This is a genomic window from Pseudarthrobacter sp. NPDC092439, from assembly GCF_044754945.1.
Lineage (GTDB): Bacteria > Actinomycetota > Actinomycetes > Actinomycetales > Micrococcaceae > Arthrobacter.
Map to the genome: position 1 here is coordinate 85,841 of NZ_JBIVQB010000004.1, position 13,983 is coordinate 99,823.

General features: G+C 66.3%; 15 protein-coding genes and 1 tRNA gene. 9 read left to right on the forward strand and 7 right to left on the reverse strand.

Annotated elements, in window-relative coordinates:
- Positions 1-45: 45 nt before the first annotated feature.
- The 4 genes from ACIQCM_RS10870 (at position 46) to ACIQCM_RS10885 (ending at position 4,108) form a co-directional block, all read left to right on the forward strand.
- Complete coding sequence (locus ACIQCM_RS10870; protein ID WP_400607585.1) at positions 46-1,383, forward strand: MFS transporter; 1,338 nt, start codon at positions 46-48, stop codon at positions 1,381-1,383.
- 35 nt (positions 1,384-1,418) lie between these two features.
- Positions 1,419-2,321, forward strand: a complete 903-nt coding sequence (locus ACIQCM_RS10875) for a transketolase (RefSeq protein ID WP_400607587.1) — start codon at positions 1,419-1,421, stop codon at positions 2,319-2,321.
- Positions 2,318-3,340, forward strand: coding sequence for a transketolase family protein (locus tag ACIQCM_RS10880; protein WP_400607589.1), 1,023 nt, complete (start codon positions 2,318-2,320; stop codon positions 3,338-3,340). The genes ACIQCM_RS10875 and ACIQCM_RS10880 overlap by 4 nt, the downstream gene beginning before the upstream one ends.
- 108 nt (positions 3,341-3,448) lie before the next feature.
- Complete coding sequence (locus ACIQCM_RS10885; protein WP_400607592.1) at positions 3,449-4,108, forward strand: GntR family transcriptional regulator; 660 nt, start codon at positions 3,449-3,451, stop codon at positions 4,106-4,108.
- Between the two features lie 67 nt (positions 4,109-4,175).
- On the opposite strand, the gene ACIQCM_RS10890 is transcribed toward ACIQCM_RS10885, so the two are convergent.
- Positions 4,176-4,730, reverse strand: coding sequence for a cysteine hydrolase family protein (locus ACIQCM_RS10890; RefSeq protein ID WP_400607594.1), 555 nt, complete (start codon positions 4,728-4,730; stop codon positions 4,176-4,178).
- 6 nt (positions 4,731-4,736) lie between these two features.
- Complete coding sequence (locus tag ACIQCM_RS10895; RefSeq protein WP_400607597.1) at positions 4,737-5,309, reverse strand: HhH-GPD-type base excision DNA repair protein; 573 nt, start codon at positions 5,307-5,309, stop codon at positions 4,737-4,739.
- Between the two features lie 247 nt (positions 5,310-5,556).
- Here ACIQCM_RS10895 and ACIQCM_RS10900 point away from each other — a divergent pair, with 247 nt between their 5' ends.
- Positions 5,557-6,174 (forward strand): hypothetical protein, encoded by a 618-nt coding sequence (locus tag ACIQCM_RS10900; RefSeq protein ID WP_400607599.1) that lies wholly within the window; start codon positions 5,557-5,559, stop codon positions 6,172-6,174.
- Positions 6,175-6,252: 78 nt separating this feature from the next.
- Here ACIQCM_RS10900 and ACIQCM_RS10905 read toward each other — a convergent pair.
- Positions 6,253-6,325, reverse strand: a tRNA-Lys gene (locus ACIQCM_RS10905).
- 184 nt (positions 6,326-6,509) lie between these two features.
- Between ACIQCM_RS10905 and ACIQCM_RS10910 the strand changes: the two genes are divergently transcribed.
- The 4 genes from ACIQCM_RS10910 to ACIQCM_RS10925 all read left to right on the forward strand — a co-directional run bounded on the left by ACIQCM_RS10910 (position 6,510) and on the right by ACIQCM_RS10925 (position 9,634).
- A complete protein-coding gene (locus tag ACIQCM_RS10910; RefSeq protein ID WP_400607601.1) occupies positions 6,510-7,169 on the forward strand; it encodes a hypothetical protein in 660 nt (219 codons plus the stop codon).
- A gap of 198 nt (positions 7,170-7,367) precedes the next feature.
- Entirely contained in the window at positions 7,368-7,985 is a 618-nt protein-coding gene (locus ACIQCM_RS10915) for a DUF47 domain-containing protein (protein ID WP_400607603.1), read from the forward strand.
- Between the two features lies 1 nt (position 7,986).
- The gene (locus tag ACIQCM_RS10920) at positions 7,987-9,009 is read left to right on the forward strand and encodes an anion permease (protein WP_400607604.1); all 1,023 of its coding nucleotides are present in this window, start codon (positions 7,987-7,989) and stop codon (positions 9,007-9,009) included.
- Between the two features lie 217 nt (positions 9,010-9,226).
- On the forward strand, positions 9,227-9,634 hold the full coding sequence (locus ACIQCM_RS10925) for a hypothetical protein (protein ID WP_400607606.1): 408 nt from the start codon (positions 9,227-9,229) through the stop codon (positions 9,632-9,634).
- A 7-nt stretch (positions 9,635-9,641) separates the two neighbouring features.
- Here the strand turns inward: ACIQCM_RS10925 and pstB are convergent, their stop codons facing one another.
- The 4 genes from pstB to pstS form a co-directional block, all read right to left on the reverse strand.
- The gene (pstB, locus tag ACIQCM_RS10930; protein ID WP_377216547.1) at positions 9,642-10,421 is read right to left on the reverse strand and encodes a phosphate ABC transporter ATP-binding protein PstB; all 780 of its coding nucleotides are present in this window, start codon (positions 10,419-10,421) and stop codon (positions 9,642-9,644) included.
- Between the two features lie 95 nt (positions 10,422-10,516).
- Entirely contained in the window at positions 10,517-11,629 is a 1,113-nt protein-coding gene (gene pstA, locus ACIQCM_RS10935; RefSeq protein WP_400607608.1) for a phosphate ABC transporter permease PstA, read from the reverse strand.
- Positions 11,630-12,562 (reverse strand): phosphate ABC transporter permease subunit PstC, encoded by a 933-nt coding sequence (gene pstC / locus ACIQCM_RS10940; RefSeq protein ID WP_400607609.1) that lies wholly within the window; start codon positions 12,560-12,562, stop codon positions 11,630-11,632.
- A gap of 109 nt (positions 12,563-12,671) precedes the next feature.
- On the reverse strand, positions 12,672-13,793 hold the full coding sequence (pstS, locus tag ACIQCM_RS10945) for a phosphate ABC transporter substrate-binding protein PstS (protein WP_400607611.1): 1,122 nt from the start codon (positions 13,791-13,793) through the stop codon (positions 12,672-12,674).
- Between the last annotated feature and the right edge of the window lie 190 nt (positions 13,794-13,983).

A 13,983-nucleotide genomic window follows, 5' to 3' on the forward strand; every position in this document is an offset into this window, starting at 1 on the left:
ACAGCGGCGGACTTCCCCCGGCCGCTTTTCGAAAGGGAAACCACCATGAGCAAAGATGCTCTGAACATGCGCGGTCCGGTCCACGGCACCAAGGACGCCAAGCGCGTCGCCGTCGGGTCCGGCGTGGGTGCCGTGATCGAGACGTACGACTTCATCGGTTTCGGCACCGCTGCTGCGCTGTACTTCGGAACGGCCTTCTTCCCCACCGGCGACCCCGTTACGGGTACGCTGGCCGCCTTCGCGACGCTGGGTGTCGGCTTCGCCGCCCGTCCGCTGGGCGGCATCATCGGCGGACACCTGGGAGACAAAGTGGGCCGCAAACCCGTCCTGGTGGCCTCGCTGATCCTGATGGGCGTAGCGACTTTCCTGATTGGCCTGCTGCCCACCTACGAGCAGGTGGGGCTGCTGGCTCCGGCGCTGCTGGTCTTCGTCCGCATTGTCCAGGGCCTGGCTTTCGGCGCCGAGTGGGGCGGCGCCATCCTGATGAGCTACGAACACGCACCGTGGAAAGCCAAGGGAAAGTACACCGGCATCGTCCAGGCCGGCTTCCCGGTGGGCCTGCTGCTGGCCAACCTGGTGTTCCTGGTCAGCGTGAACCTGGGCGGCGAGCTCGCTTGGCGCGTTCCCTTCCTGGCGAGCATCGTGCTGGTGGTGGTCGGCCTGATCATCCGCTCCAAGGTGCCCGAATCCCCCGTCTTTGACGAGGTCAAGGACAGCGGCGACATCGTTAAGTCGCCCATCGTCGAGGTCATCAAGACCGATTGGCGCAACATTGTCCGCGGTATCGGCCTGCGCGTGGCAGAGACTGCCGGCTACGCCGTGTCCATCACCTACATGATTTCCTACCTGCACACCGAGAAGCTGGCGGACAAGACCGAGACGCTCATCGCCCTCTGCATCGCGTCCTTCATCGGCATCTTTGCCACCGCCGCCTGGGCCCGCCTGACCGACAAGGTCGGCCGCCGCCCCCTTTACATCTGGTCCTGCACCTTCGCGGTACTCTTTGCAGTGCCGATGTTCGTGATGGTCAACACCGGCCTGTTCATCGCCATCATCGCCACGATTGCCATCTCCTACGCCGTCTGCCAGAACTCTCTCGCCGGAGCCCAGGGCGCGTGGTTCCCGGAGCTCTTCCAGGCCAAGACACGCGCTTCCGGCGCCAGCCTGGCCTACCAGATCTCGGCAATGGTCTCCGGTTTCACCCCGTTCGTGACCACCCTGCTGTTCGTGAGCTTCGGCTGGATGGGCCCGGCCATGCTGTTCGGCCTCTATGCCGCAGTGGGGCTGTGGGCCGCCGTTGCCACCCGCGAAACCTGGGGCAAGCGCGAACGCGAACTGGCCGATGAGGCCACCAAAAGCACGCCCAACACGGTAAGCGTCTAATGACGGTCGCGCACGAAACGAAGAGGGAGCAGGCAATGCCTCCAGAGACACTCCAGGGACGCGTTGCCGTGAGCGGAGCAGCCGTGGCGCAGGACCGCGTGGAGACAGTCAGCGCAGCCGCATACCGGATCCGGCACCACGCCCTGAACATGGGCGAGGTGCAGGGCCAGGGCTACGTGGGCCAGGCCCTGGGCGCTGCGGACATGCTCGCCGCCATCTATGGCGATCAGCTCCGCTTCCGGGCAGAAGACCCGCACTGGGAGGCCCGGGACCGGTTCCTGCTCTCCACCGGGCACTACGCCATCGGCCACTACGCCGCCCTCGCCGAGGCCGGGATCGTCCCGGTCGGAGAACTCGAGACCTATGGCTCTGACGATTCCCGCCTGCCGATGTCCGGGATGTCCACGTACACCCCGGGCATGGAAATCTCCGGCGGATCCCTGGGCCACGGGCTGACCATCGCCGTCGGCATGGCCCTCGGCCTGCGCTACCAGGGTTCCAGCGCCCGGGTGTTCAACTTCCTCTCCGATGGTGAGCTGGACGAAGGCTCCACCTGGGAAGCCGCCATGGGCGCGCACCACCACCAGCTGGGCAACCTCACTGCCATGGTGGACATCAACGCCCTGCAGGCAGACGGAAAAACGGACACGGTGCTCCGCACCGAACCGGTCACCGAGAAATGGGAATCCTTCGGCTGGTACACCCAGCGGGTGGACGGAAACGACGTCGGCGCGCTGCTGGCAGCGTTCGACAACGCAGCCCGCCAGGCCGCCGCCGTCGGACGCCCTTCCGTGATCCTGTGCGACACGAAGGTGGGCCGCGGGGTGCCGCTGCTGGAGAACCGCGAGAAGGCGCATTTCATGCGCATCGAAGAACACGAATGGCAGACCTGCCGTGAGCAGCTCACCGCCGGATACGAAGGAAAGGGCGCCCGATGAGCACCACCACTGAGGCTCCCGACACCGCAGCAGCAGCCGCCAGGCCGAAGCTCAAGACCTCGGCGATGATCGCCTCCTTCGCCGACCCCGGCCAGAAGACCGCGCCTGCGCCGTTCGGGCACGCACTGGTTAAGGCTGCGCAGGAGAACGACAGGATAGTGGGCCTGACGGCTGACCTGGGCAAGTACACGGACATGCACATCTTCGCCAAGGCCTTCCCGGAGCGGTTCTTCCAGATGGGCATGGCCGAGCAGCTGCTCTTCGGCGCAGCCGCCGGCCTGGCCGAAACCGGGCTGGTGCCGTTCGCGTCCACCTACTCCGTATTCGCCGCCCGCAGGGCCTATGACTTCCTGTGCCTGGACGCGGCGGAGCCGAACCTGAACGTCAACATCGTGGGCGGCCTGCCCGGCCTGACCACGGGGTACGGCCCCAGCCACCAGGCCACCGAGGACATGGCGATCTTCCGCGGCATGCCCAACCTGACCATCGTGGACCCCTGCGACTCGGTGGACATCGAGCAGGCCGTGCCGCAGCTCGCCGCCTCGGAGGGGCCCACCTACCTGCGGCTGCTGCGCGGCAACGTTCCCACCGTCCTGGATGAATACGGCTACACGTTCGAGCTCGGCAAGGCCAAGGTGCTGCGCGGCGGCAACGACGTCGTGTTCATCTCCTCCGGGCTGATGACCATGCGTGCCCTCCAGGCAGCCAAGGCGCTGGCGGCACACAAGGTGGATGTCGCCGTCGTGCACACCCCCACCATCAAGCCGTTCGACGCCGAAACCGTCCTCAAGGAGATCAACACGGACCGGCTCGCCGTCACCCTGGAAAACCACTCCGTGGTGGGCGGACTGTTCGAAACCGTCGCCTCCGCCGTGGTCACAGCAGGGCTCGGCAAGCGCGTGGTGCCGGTGGCGCTGCCGGACCAGTTCCTCGACGCCGGGGCTCTGCCCACCCTGCACGACCGCTACGGCCTGGCCGTGGACCGCATCGTGGCAAAGGTCCTGGCCGAACTCAGCTAGGACCTTGTGACCCGGCAGAAAGCACGGCCCCGGCCGGGGCCGTGCTTTCTGCCGTACTATCGAGTTACCGACTGTAAACAGTCGACTTACAACATTGAGGGACAAGCCATGGCCGGACTGACCGCCCCGCTGCTGGGACTGGAAAAGAAAAGCCTGCGCGAGCAGGCGCTCTCGGCGCTGAGGACCGCCATCACCAGTGGTGAACTGGAGCCGGGGCGGCACCTGGTGGAAACCGAGCTGTCCGAAATGCTTCAGATCAGCCGCGGTACCCTGCGTGAGGCACTGCGCCAGCTCGAGCAGGAGGGCCTGCTTTCCGCCGGGCCCCGCGGACGGCTCTCCGTCCGGCACCTGGACGAAAAGGAAATCCGGGACATCTACGCCGTGCGCGCGGCACTCGAATCCCTTGCTGCCCGGACGCTTTGTGAACTGCCGGACCGGCAGCAGGTCACTACCTCGCTGCACAACGCCATAGATGCAATGAGCGCGGCCGCCAGCGGAACCCTGGAGGAACGGATCGAGTCGGATCTTGAGTTCCACCGCACCCTGTGCCGGCTCACCGGAAACGAGACGCTGCTGCACTCCTGGGAGTCCCTGGAAGGCTCCATCCGGATGTCGATCATGTTCGCAGGGCTCGAAAAGGGTGTCAGCAACATGAGCGTGGACCGGCACAAGGACATCGTCGCAGCCATCGACACCGGTGACGCGCACCTGGCCCGGAAGACCATCCTGGAACACATGGACACCGCTGCCGCCAACCTGGTCGCCTGACGCGATAGCGCGCCACGTCGGAACCGCGACGGCGGCGCTTACGCAAGTGCCGCCGTCGCGCGTTCTCCTAGGCGTCCCGAAGCCTCGCCAGGATTTCGTCGTTGGACTGCACCGGCTGGCGGTAGGTGGTGGACAGGATGCGGAGCATGTCCGCGGCGTCCTGGTTGTCCTCTGAGGCCATCGCGTCCCTGGCGTAGGTGACGCGGATGTTATGCGCGAAGGCGTCGGCGCCTGTTTGCGCGATGCAGTTATGCGTTGAGATGCCGGCGAGCACCACTTCCTCGGCACCCCAGTTCCGCAGCCTGGCCAGGAGGTCGGTGCCCACGAAGGCGCTGTCCCGGGTCTTAGTAAGCTGCGGCAGCCCGTCCTTGGCGAGGCCCGGCACCGCTTCCGCCTGCCTGGTGCCGCGGAAAATGAAGCCCTGGTCGTCGTCGAGCATGTTCAGCGTCCAGGTGGACTTGTCCCGCTCATGCTCCGTCCCCACGAGCAGCGCCCTGTGGCCGCTCGCCGTGAAGCCCTCCAGGAGGGCATTGCAGGAGGCCACGAGCCGTTCCTGCTGCGCGGCCAGTTCGGGCGCCTCAAAGTACGCGTTCTGCATGTCGATCACCAGCAGTGCAATCATGGAAACCTACTTCGCTGCCTTGGCGGCCGCCTTGGCTGCCTGTTTGGACGCGCGCACCTTGGCCAGGGATTCGGGGTCCACGATGTCCGCCACTGACAGGTACGCTCCTTCCTCGCCGTAGTGGCCGGCCGCCTCACGCCAGCCCGCGGCCCGCAGCCCGCGCTGCTTGCCCAGGAGCGCCAGGAAGATTTTCGCTTTCTGCTCGCCGAAACCGGGGAGTGCCTTCAGCCGGCGCAGCACCTCCTGCCCGTCCGGGTTGCCCTCGGTCCATATCGCCTTGGTGTCTCCACCCCACTCGGTGTGCACGGTGTCCGCGAGCGCTTGGACCCGTGCGGCCATGGATCCGGGGAAGCGGTGGACGGCGGGGCGTTCCTTGAAGAGCTCAACGAAAGCCTCCGGATCGTGCGCCGCGATGGTCTCCGGATCCATGGAACCGAGCCGTGCCCTGATCTTTTCCGGCCCGGCAAACGCGGATTCCATGGTCACCTGCTGGTCCAACAGCATTCCGGTCAACAGAGCGAAGTCGTCTTCGCTGAGCAGCTTGTCCGCGGCGGGGTCGCCTGTGATGTGCAGTTCCATGCGCCCATCCTGCCACTCCCCCGCCCTCACTCGGAGTTTTTTGTCCGGATCGAGGGCCTTTCCGGGCGGTTTGACGCCTCTGAATGGAGAAGAACCCGTTGGGGAGGAGTGAAACCAAGTACTGCCCCCGCCAAAAAACGAGTACTGCGTACGCGTTACCGGCCACCCTCCCCGGGGCTAAGTTTTTCCTCACAGACATGGGGGTCTGGTTCGCAGCACTTGACTCATGAGGGGGGTGGGGCTGGCGATGCACACACGGCACGCAGCAGGTTTCCCGGGGCACCAGCCCCGGGTACTAAGCGGGGCCGGCGATGAGGAGGCCTTTGAGACCGAGGCCTCTCCCCCAGCCGTCGCCGGCCCCCTCCTTTTGGATACTGCCACCGGCCCCGAAAGCGTTGCGGCATCCCTGGTCCGGTTGGCTGCGGCGGCAGCTGCGGTCATGGCGGCGAACATCCGCGTCCCGGTGGAGTGCGGCCTGGTGGTCCTGCAGCCCAGCCGCCCCGCGCAAATCCTTGGAACTTCCGCGGCCGCGGCCCGCCTCCTGGAATGGGAACTGGCCGCACAGCAGGGCCCGGCCAGTGCGGTGCTCTCCGGAGGCCACCCCGTGGCTGCCCTCCAGGGGAACGGAGACCTCCGCTGGCCGCAGTATGCGGTACAAATGTACGACGCCGGACTGGCCAGTTCGCTTGCTGTCCGGCTTCGGCTGGACTGCTGCAGGGAGTGGCAGGACACCCGGGCGGCCCTCACCTTCAACTCGCGCAACCCGCGAGGGCTGGCGCTGGAGGTCATCGCCGCCGCCCGCTTCCTCGCCGTGCCGGCGGCCCGGGGACTGGAGGGTGTCCTCGACGGGGCTGTGCGGGCCTGAGCCACTGCCCCGGGAACGCAAAATCCCCGGCTCCCTGCAACGGCAGGAAACCGGGGACCTGTCCACTCTTTGAAAGAGTGGGCCCTGTGGGGCTCGAACCCACGACCCACGGATTAAAAGTCCGATGCTCTACCAACTGAGCTAAAGGCCCCAGCCGGGCAAACACTGCCGCCCGGCCCATTCCATTCTGGACGTTAATACTCTAACGCATGCTTCCGGCGCGTTCGCACCGGGGCGGGCGCCGTCGTCGTACGCTTCCGCCAGGCGCAGAAGCGCGCCCATGGTGCGCGGCCGGATGCTCGATTTCCACCGCGGCACAGGAGTAGCGTGGGGGCATGAGCGAGCAACCAGGATCCAGTCCGTATGGCGGCGCGAACCGGCACCACAAGCCCAAGCCGTTTGCCCCGGTTGACTTCGAGCCTTTCGCGGGCGGGGCGGATCCCGCCCGGGTCTCGGAAGCCGCCCACCTCGCCGCGCAGGCCCTGGTCCGCCACGGCCGGGACAGCGACGATCCTGTGGTCACCGAGCGCCTGGTGAAGCTCGCGGACGAGCAGGGGCTGGAGGCGATAGCGGAAATGTGGGCAGAAAGTCCGGCCCGCTCGCTGCCCGGAGCCCTGTGGCGGCTGTACGCACTGCGCGCCGCCACCGTCCGCGATCCGGAGCGCATCTCGGTCTACTTCCGCGCCGGAAAGGACACGGCGCAGGTTTCCAACGTGGTGGCCGGCGCTGCCGAGCCGCCCGGGGCGGACGAGATGACAGCGATGGCGGACGCCATCCTTTCAGGGGCGTTCGACGGCGAATTCGACGTCGCGCTGGAACGTTCCGCCGCGTTTTGCCGCGTCATCGCGCTCGGCCAGGCGACACTCGCCGATGGTGCCGAGCACGCCAATGAGGCCCACGCCAGCAAGCTCACCCGCAGCTCCCACCAATTGGTGAAGACGGCGGAGGACCTGGAGCACGCCGCCAACGCGTGGCGCCTGGGTGAGCTGGACTGAACCGGCGGCACCACCCCGCTGCCCCCAATTGTCAAGATTGACTTGGGCCAGGCATCGTAGAACACTGAAACTGGTGCCGAACCGCGAAACCCCCGGGCTTCAACAATTAGCCGCCTAGAGCGGCCTACCGCCGAGAGGCGTATCCGGTTCGGCACCATTTTTGCGCCCGTTTTCATGGCCTGCCGGTAGAGTAAGCGCGTGAAGCTGCGCCTTTTCCCCCAGGAGCCCGCCGGGCTGAACCTTCTCTCCCAGATGGCACAGCAGATCGTGCTGGCCGCCGGCACGCTCGCGGAGATCCTGGGCGTCCCGGCAGCGGAGCAGGGCCGGCTGGTGGAGGACATGCACAACCACGAGGCCAAGTCCGCTGAACTGAACTTCGCTCTTCTCACCCATATGCGCACCAGCTTCGTAAACCCGCTCCCCCGCGAGGACATGTACGCCCTGTCCCGCTACCTGAACGAAGCCATGGAAAAGATGGACGCAGCCGCCGAGCTGGTGGGCCTGTACAAGCTGGAGCGGCTGCCCAGGCGCGCCGCCGAACAGCTGGAGATCATCAGCCGGCAGGCCGAGCTCACCGTTGACGCCATGCGCCGCCTGGACAACCTGGACGATCTTGAGGACTACTGGATCGAAATCCTCCGTCTCGCCAAGCGGGCCGAACGGACGCACCGGCTGTGGGTCGCGGACATGATCAACGACATGAAGTGGGCGCAGTACTCCCGCAACCGCGACATTGCCAACCAGCTGGTGGAGGTCACCAAGGACATGCGGCGGATCGCCGTCCAGGTAGGCAGCATCATCGTCAAGGAATCGTGAGGTGGCTCCGGTCATATTCGGCGTGGTGGTCCTGCTGGCCGCCGGATTCGCTTTCCTGAACGGGTTCCGCGACGCGTCCACGTCCGTGGCACTGGCAGTCCGCACCCGGGCACTGACCCCCAGCGTCGCTGTCCTGCTGGCCGCCTTTTTCAACTTCGTGGGCGCCCTGCTGAGCGCCGGCCTTGCCGTGGCCATCAGCCGGACCTGGATCAGCCTGCCGGGCGGGACGGACGGGCTCACCATCCTTGCCGCGGGACTGGCCAGTGCCTGCGGCTGGGGAATCCTGATGTGGTGGCGCGGAATTCCGGCCTCCTCGACGCACGCGCTGGTGGGCGGGCTGGCCGGCGCCGCCCTGGCGAGCCTCGTCGTAGGCGGCCCGGGGGTGGCCGGGGTCAACCAGTCCCTCCTGCTTCAGGTGGTCCTGCCCCTGCTGTTGTCCCCGCTGATCGCATACAGCGGCGCCTTCCTGCTGGTCTACCCCGCCACCTGGAGTGCCCGCTACACGCAGCCGTCCGTCGTCAACCAGCGGTTCCGGCGCAGCCAGGCCGTGGCGGCGGGTGCAGTGGCATTCGGGCACGGCCTGCAGGACGGGCAACGGATCAGCGCGGTGCTGCTGCTGGCGCTGCTCGCCGCCGGCTATGACGACGGCGGCGGCATCCCCGTGTGGGTGGCCCTCCTGACCGCTGTGCTCATCAGCACCGGGACGCTGTTTGGCGGCTGGCGCATCTCCCACACAGTGGGCTACAAGATCACCCGGATCGACCCGCTGCGGGGCTCCGTGGCGCAGATCCACAGCGCGCTCCTGCTGCTCCTGGGGGCTGTGGTGTTCCATTGGCCGCTGTCCAGTACACACACCGTGACCGCTGCGGCCCTGGGCGCGGGTGAGAACCAGCATTTCTCCGTCACCAGCCGGAAGCTTGTGTTCCGCATCGTCGCCCTCTGGGTGCTGACGCCGCTGGCTACGGCCGCGCTGGCGTTCGTCCTGGCTTTGGCGCTCTCTCCGCTGCCGTCCGCGCTGCCATGACGTGCTGCCCTTGGGCGGGCCGGCCGTAGCGGCGGCCGGGCCCATTTCCCCGATACACCCGGCCCCTATACACCCGGACGGCGGTGGCGTACATTCAAAAGTGCGTCCCGGCGGCCGCGCTGCCGGGTACGTGCGTCCGGGCCGCGTGCTGGGCCCGGAGCCGCGCCGCTGCAGCCACCGGCGGTACTGATGCACTTGGCGGAAAAGAGCAGGCGCCTTGTCCAACTCCGATCCCCGGCACCCCATGCCCCGCCCCAGGGAACTTCGGTGCGAGTCCTGCGGGACCGAACACCGGCTCACCATCCATGCGATCACCGCCATGGAGACAGGCAACAGCGAACTCGTCACCGTTTCCTACACCTGCGCGGACTGCCAGAGGTTCCAGGAACATCCGGCCTACGCCTCTGACGTGACCGCCGCCCTCCACCAGGTCCGCTGGATGGCCCGGGTGGTTCTCTTCGGCGACGATTACGTGCACTGCGGCTTCCCGATGGAGGAGGCCGAACTTGAGGTCGAGCGGCTCTGCTACCGGAGCAGTGCCACCGGCGGCGGACTCAACACCCTGTCACTGCCGGTCCGGGTGCTGCGCTGCCACTGCGGCTTCCAACTGGAAATCCCGGGATAGCGGCTTTTTATCCGAAGCGGCCGGAGACGTAGTCCTCGGTGGCCTTCTGGGTGGGGTTGCTGAAGATGGTGTGGGTGTCCCCCACCTCGATCAGCTTGCCGGGCTTGCCGGTGCCTGCGATGTTGAAGAACGCGGTGCGGTCCGAGACGCGTGCCGCCTGCTGCATGTTGTGCGTCACGATGACCACGGTGTACTGGTCCTTGAGCTCATTGATGAGGTCCTCAATGGCAAGGGTGGAGATGGGGTCCAGGGCGGAGCAGGGCTCGTCCATCAGGATGACCTGCGGCTCCACGGCGATGGCGCGGGCGATGCAGAGGCGCTGCTGCTGGCCGCCGGACAAACCGGAGCCGGGCTTCTCCAGCCGGTCCTTGACCTCGTTCCAAAGGTTGGCGCCCTTGAGGGAGCGCTCCACCAGGACATCAGCCTCGCCCTTGGAAATCTTCTTGTTGTTCAGCTTTACGCCGGCCAGGACGTTGTCCCGGATGGACATGGTGGGGAACGGGTTGGGCCGCTGGAACACCATGCCGATCTGCGAACGCACCGTCACGGGGTCAACGCCGGGACCGTAGAGGTTGTCGCCGTCCAGCAGGACGTCGCCTTCCACGCGGGCACCCGGGATGACCTCGTGCATGCGGTTCAGGGTCCGCAGGAAGGTGGACTTGCCGCAGCCGGACGGGCCGATGAAGGCGGTCACCGACTTGGCCTCGATGTTGATGGTCACGTCTTCCACGGCAAGGAAGTCGCCGTAGTACACGTTCAGGTCCTTGACGTCGATGCGCTTAGACATGGTGTTCCTTCACTAACTGGGTATGAATTGAAGTTTAGGAGCCGGCCCGGAGGAGTGGAAGGGCCGGCGTCCGGCGAACGGAGCGGAACTGCTGGTCAGCGGCCGGTCTTCGGTGCGAATACCCGTGCGATCAGCCGCGCGCCGAGGTTCAGGACCATCACCAGGACGATCAGCACCAGGGCCGCGCCCCACGCACGCTGGTTGGAGGGGTCCGGGTTGGCCGGCGAGGTGGGGTTGAGGATCTGGGTGTAGATGAAGGTGGGCAGGGACGCCATCCAGCCGCCGAACACGTTCGAGTTGATGCTGGTGGCGAATCCTGCGGTCACCAGGATGGGTGCCGTCTCGCCGATCACACGGGCGATCGCCAGGGTGACGCCGGAGGCGATACCGGAGATCGCCGTCGGAATAACCACCTTGAGGATGGTCCGCCACTTGCGGACGCCGAGTGCGTAGGCGGCCTCGCGCAGTTCGTTCGGGACGATCTTCAGCATTTCCTCGCTGGAGCGCACCACCACGGGGATCATCAGGACGGAAAGCGCGACGGCGGCGACCGCACCGGTCTTGGTGCCCGGGCCCACCACCGCGAAGAAGAACGCGGCGGCGAAGAGGCCGGCCACGATGGAGGGGATGCCGGTCATGACATCCACAAAGAACGTGATGGCCCGTGCCAGCCGGCCCTCGTTCCCGTATTCCACCAGGTAGATGGCGGTGAGCAGGCCCACCGGAACGGAGATCACGGTGGCCAGCAGGGTGATCTGCACGGTGCCCAGGAGCGCGTGGTAGATGCCGCCCAGGACCGGACTCCCGTTCTCCACTGCCTTGTTGTCGTAGACACCGGTGACTCCGTTCATGGAGTTGGTCAGGAAGCCTGGAGTCACGAGGCCCGGGATGCCGTTGACCAGGACAGTCCAGATCACGGAAACCAGCGGAAGCAGCGCGATCAGGAAGGAGCCCACCACCAGGCAGGTGGCCAGTTTGTCCTTGGCCTTGCGGGATCCTTCCACTGCTGCGCTCCAGGACACCAGGCCCACGGCGAACAGGATGGCCGAGACGATGCCCCAGCCGAAGACATTGAAGCCCACCAGCGCCATGATGGCTGCGCCGGCGATCAGGGCTGCGGCCAGCACCGTGTAGGGAGCATATTTCGGCAGCTGGCCCTTGGTCAGGGCGGAGCGCTTGCTGCGCACGGGGGTAAGCGTGGAGGTCATTTAGTTGGCTCCCGAGAATTCTTTGTGCCGGCTGATGATCCAGCGCGCGACCATGTTCACGGCCAGGGTGATGATGAACAGGACCAGGCCGGCGGCAATGAGGGTGCTGACCTTCATTCCGCTCGCCTCCGGGAAGTTAAGCGCGATTTCCGCGGCGATGGTCTGGTTGCCGGACTGGATCAGGCTGGCTGTGAGGGCGCCGGAGGACAGCACCAGCGCCACGGCCATCGTCTCACCCAGAGCGCGGCCCAGGCCGAGCATGACCGCGCTGATGATGCCGGGGCGGGCGAACGGAAGGACGGACATCTTGATCATTTCCCACCGGGTGGCGCCGAGCGCCAGGGCGGCCTCCTCGTGCAGTTTGGGGGTCTGCAGGAAGATTTCACGGGAGAGCGAGGTGATGATGGGAAGGACCATGACGGAGAGCACGATGCCGGCGGTAAGGATCGTCTTGCCGGTTGCGGAGGCCGGTCCCTGGAAGATGGGCAGCCAGCCCATGTTCGCCGCCAGCCAGTTGTAAGCCGGGGAAATTTCCTTTGCCAGGAACGCCGCGCCCCACGCGCCGTAGATCACGGACGGGATGGCAGCCAGCAGGTCCACCACGTAGCCCAGGCCTGCGGCGAGGCCGCGCGGGGCGAAGTGGGAGATGAAGAGCGCAACGCCGATGGCGATGGGGGTGGCGATCACCAGGGCGATGGCGGCTGCGATGAGCGTGCCGATGACGATTGGCCAGATGTAGGCGAAGAATCCTTCACCGCCGCCAATCTCCTCGGCCGGCGCGGTCAGTGCCGGGATGGCCTGGACCACCAGGAAAAGTGCGACGCCGAAGAGGACGGCAAGGATGAGGCAGCCGGCGGCCAGTGCTGCGCCCGAAAAGACTTTGTCCCCGGCGCGGCCGGCGCCCTGGGTGCTGGTCAGGGTTGTGGCGGTCATTCGACGGCCCTTCCATCGTGGAGGTACTGAAACGTGGGGGTGCGGCTTCAATGCCAAGTTCCCCGCACTGCCTCACGGCTGTGCGGGGAACCCGGTTTTAGTGCGGTAATTAGGACTTTACCTTGATGGACTCGATAGCCTTGACAGCCTTCTCGGCCAGCTCGGCGGAGAGCGGGGCGGACTTGGCGGAATCGGCTGCCGCCTGCTGGCCCTCTTCGGACACTACGTAGTTCTCGAAGGCCTTGACCAGGTCAACGGTCTCCTGGTCAGCGTAGGTGGAGCAAACCACGTGGAAGGAGACCAGGACGATCGGGTAGGCACCCTCGGCAGTGGTCTTCCGGTCCAGCTTGATGGAGAGGTCGTTCGCCGAACGGCCTTCCACGGGCTTGCCGGCGTCAACGGCCTTGGCAGCCGCCTCGGCGGAGATGGTGGTGAAGGACTCGCCCACCTTGATCTGGGCAACGCCCAGCTTGCCGCTCACGGCGGAGTCGTCAGCGTAAGTGACGGCGCCGGGGGTGTCGGTGACGGCCTTGACCACACCGGAGGTGCCCTTTGCGTTCTCGCCCTTCAGGCTGGACGGCCATTCGCCATCAGCCTTGTCCGTCCATGCCTCGGGGGCAACGGCAGCAAGGTAGTCGGTGAAGTTCTTGGTGGTTCCGGAGTCGTCGGAACGGTGCACCGCGGTGATCTTGAGGTCCGGCAGGGTGGTGCCTTCGTTCAGGGCAGCGATGGCGGGGTCGTTCCACTTGGCGATCTCGCCGCGGAAGATCTTGGCCGTGGTCGCAGCGTCAAGCTTGAGTTCCTTGACCTCCGGCAGGTTGTACGCAACGGCGATCGGGGAAACATAGACGGGGATGTTCAGGGCGCCGTCCGGGCCGCAGACCTTCTTGGAGTCTTCGTACTCGTCGTCCTTCAGGTAGGCGTCGGAGCCGCCGAACTGGGCGGAGCCGTCCAGGAGGGCCTTGCGGCCTGCGCCGGAACCATCCGGGGAGTACTGCACAGTGGCGCCGGGGTTGGCGGCCGCGAACTCGGTCTTCCAGGCGTCCATGGCTGCGCCCTGGGCGGAAGAGCCGATGCCGGTGAGGGTGCCGGTTACCTTGGCGCCACCGGACGCCTGGTCGCCGCCGGGGTTGGTGCCCGTGGCGTTGTCTGAACCGCATGCCGTAAGCGCGAGTGCGCCGGCTGCGATAACAGCGATAGCCGCGTGGCGGCCGAAGCGGAGTGCCTTCACAGATGTACCCCTTCCAGGGTTATTCAGGTGCGGGACAGGACTGGAGGGGCCCTGTTGCGCGATGCGTACGTTTTGTACCTCGAAAAAACTTATGGGCCCCAGGTAACGGGATTGGCCGTCCAAGGTGAACGGAAGGTGAACGCGCAGACCACATTAGTTTACAAATGCCGGGTCGCCGTTGCGCAGATCA

Coding starts and splice junctions, on each gene's coding strand:
- ACIQCM_RS10870 (WP_400607585.1), top strand. CDS start 46: ATGAGCAAAGATGCTCTGAACATGCGCGGTCCGGTCCACGGCACCAAG.
- ACIQCM_RS10875 (WP_400607587.1), top strand. CDS start 1,419: ATGCCTCCAGAGACACTCCAGGGACGCGTTGCCGTGAGCGGAGCAGCC.
- ACIQCM_RS10880 (WP_400607589.1), top strand. CDS start 2,318: ATGAGCACCACCACTGAGGCTCCCGACACCGCAGCAGCAGCCGCCAGG.
- ACIQCM_RS10885 (WP_400607592.1), top strand. CDS start 3,449: ATGGCCGGACTGACCGCCCCGCTGCTGGGACTGGAAAAGAAAAGCCTG.
- ACIQCM_RS10890 (WP_400607594.1), bottom strand. CDS start 4,730: ATGATTGCACTGCTGGTGATCGACATGCAGAACGCGTACTTTGAGGCG.
- ACIQCM_RS10895 (WP_400607597.1), bottom strand. CDS start 5,309: ATGGAACTGCACATCACAGGCGACCCCGCCGCGGACAAGCTGCTCAGC.
- ACIQCM_RS10900 (WP_400607599.1), top strand. CDS start 5,557: ATGCACACACGGCACGCAGCAGGTTTCCCGGGGCACCAGCCCCGGGTA.
- ACIQCM_RS10910 (WP_400607601.1), top strand. CDS start 6,510: ATGAGCGAGCAACCAGGATCCAGTCCGTATGGCGGCGCGAACCGGCAC.
- pstB (WP_377216547.1), bottom strand. CDS start 10,421: ATGTCTAAGCGCATCGACGTCAAGGACCTGAACGTGTACTACGGCGAC.
- pstA (WP_400607608.1), bottom strand. CDS start 11,629: ATGACCTCCACGCTTACCCCCGTGCGCAGCAAGCGCTCCGCCCTGACC.
- pstC (WP_400607609.1), bottom strand. CDS start 12,562: ATGACCGCCACAACCCTGACCAGCACCCAGGGCGCCGGCCGCGCCGGG.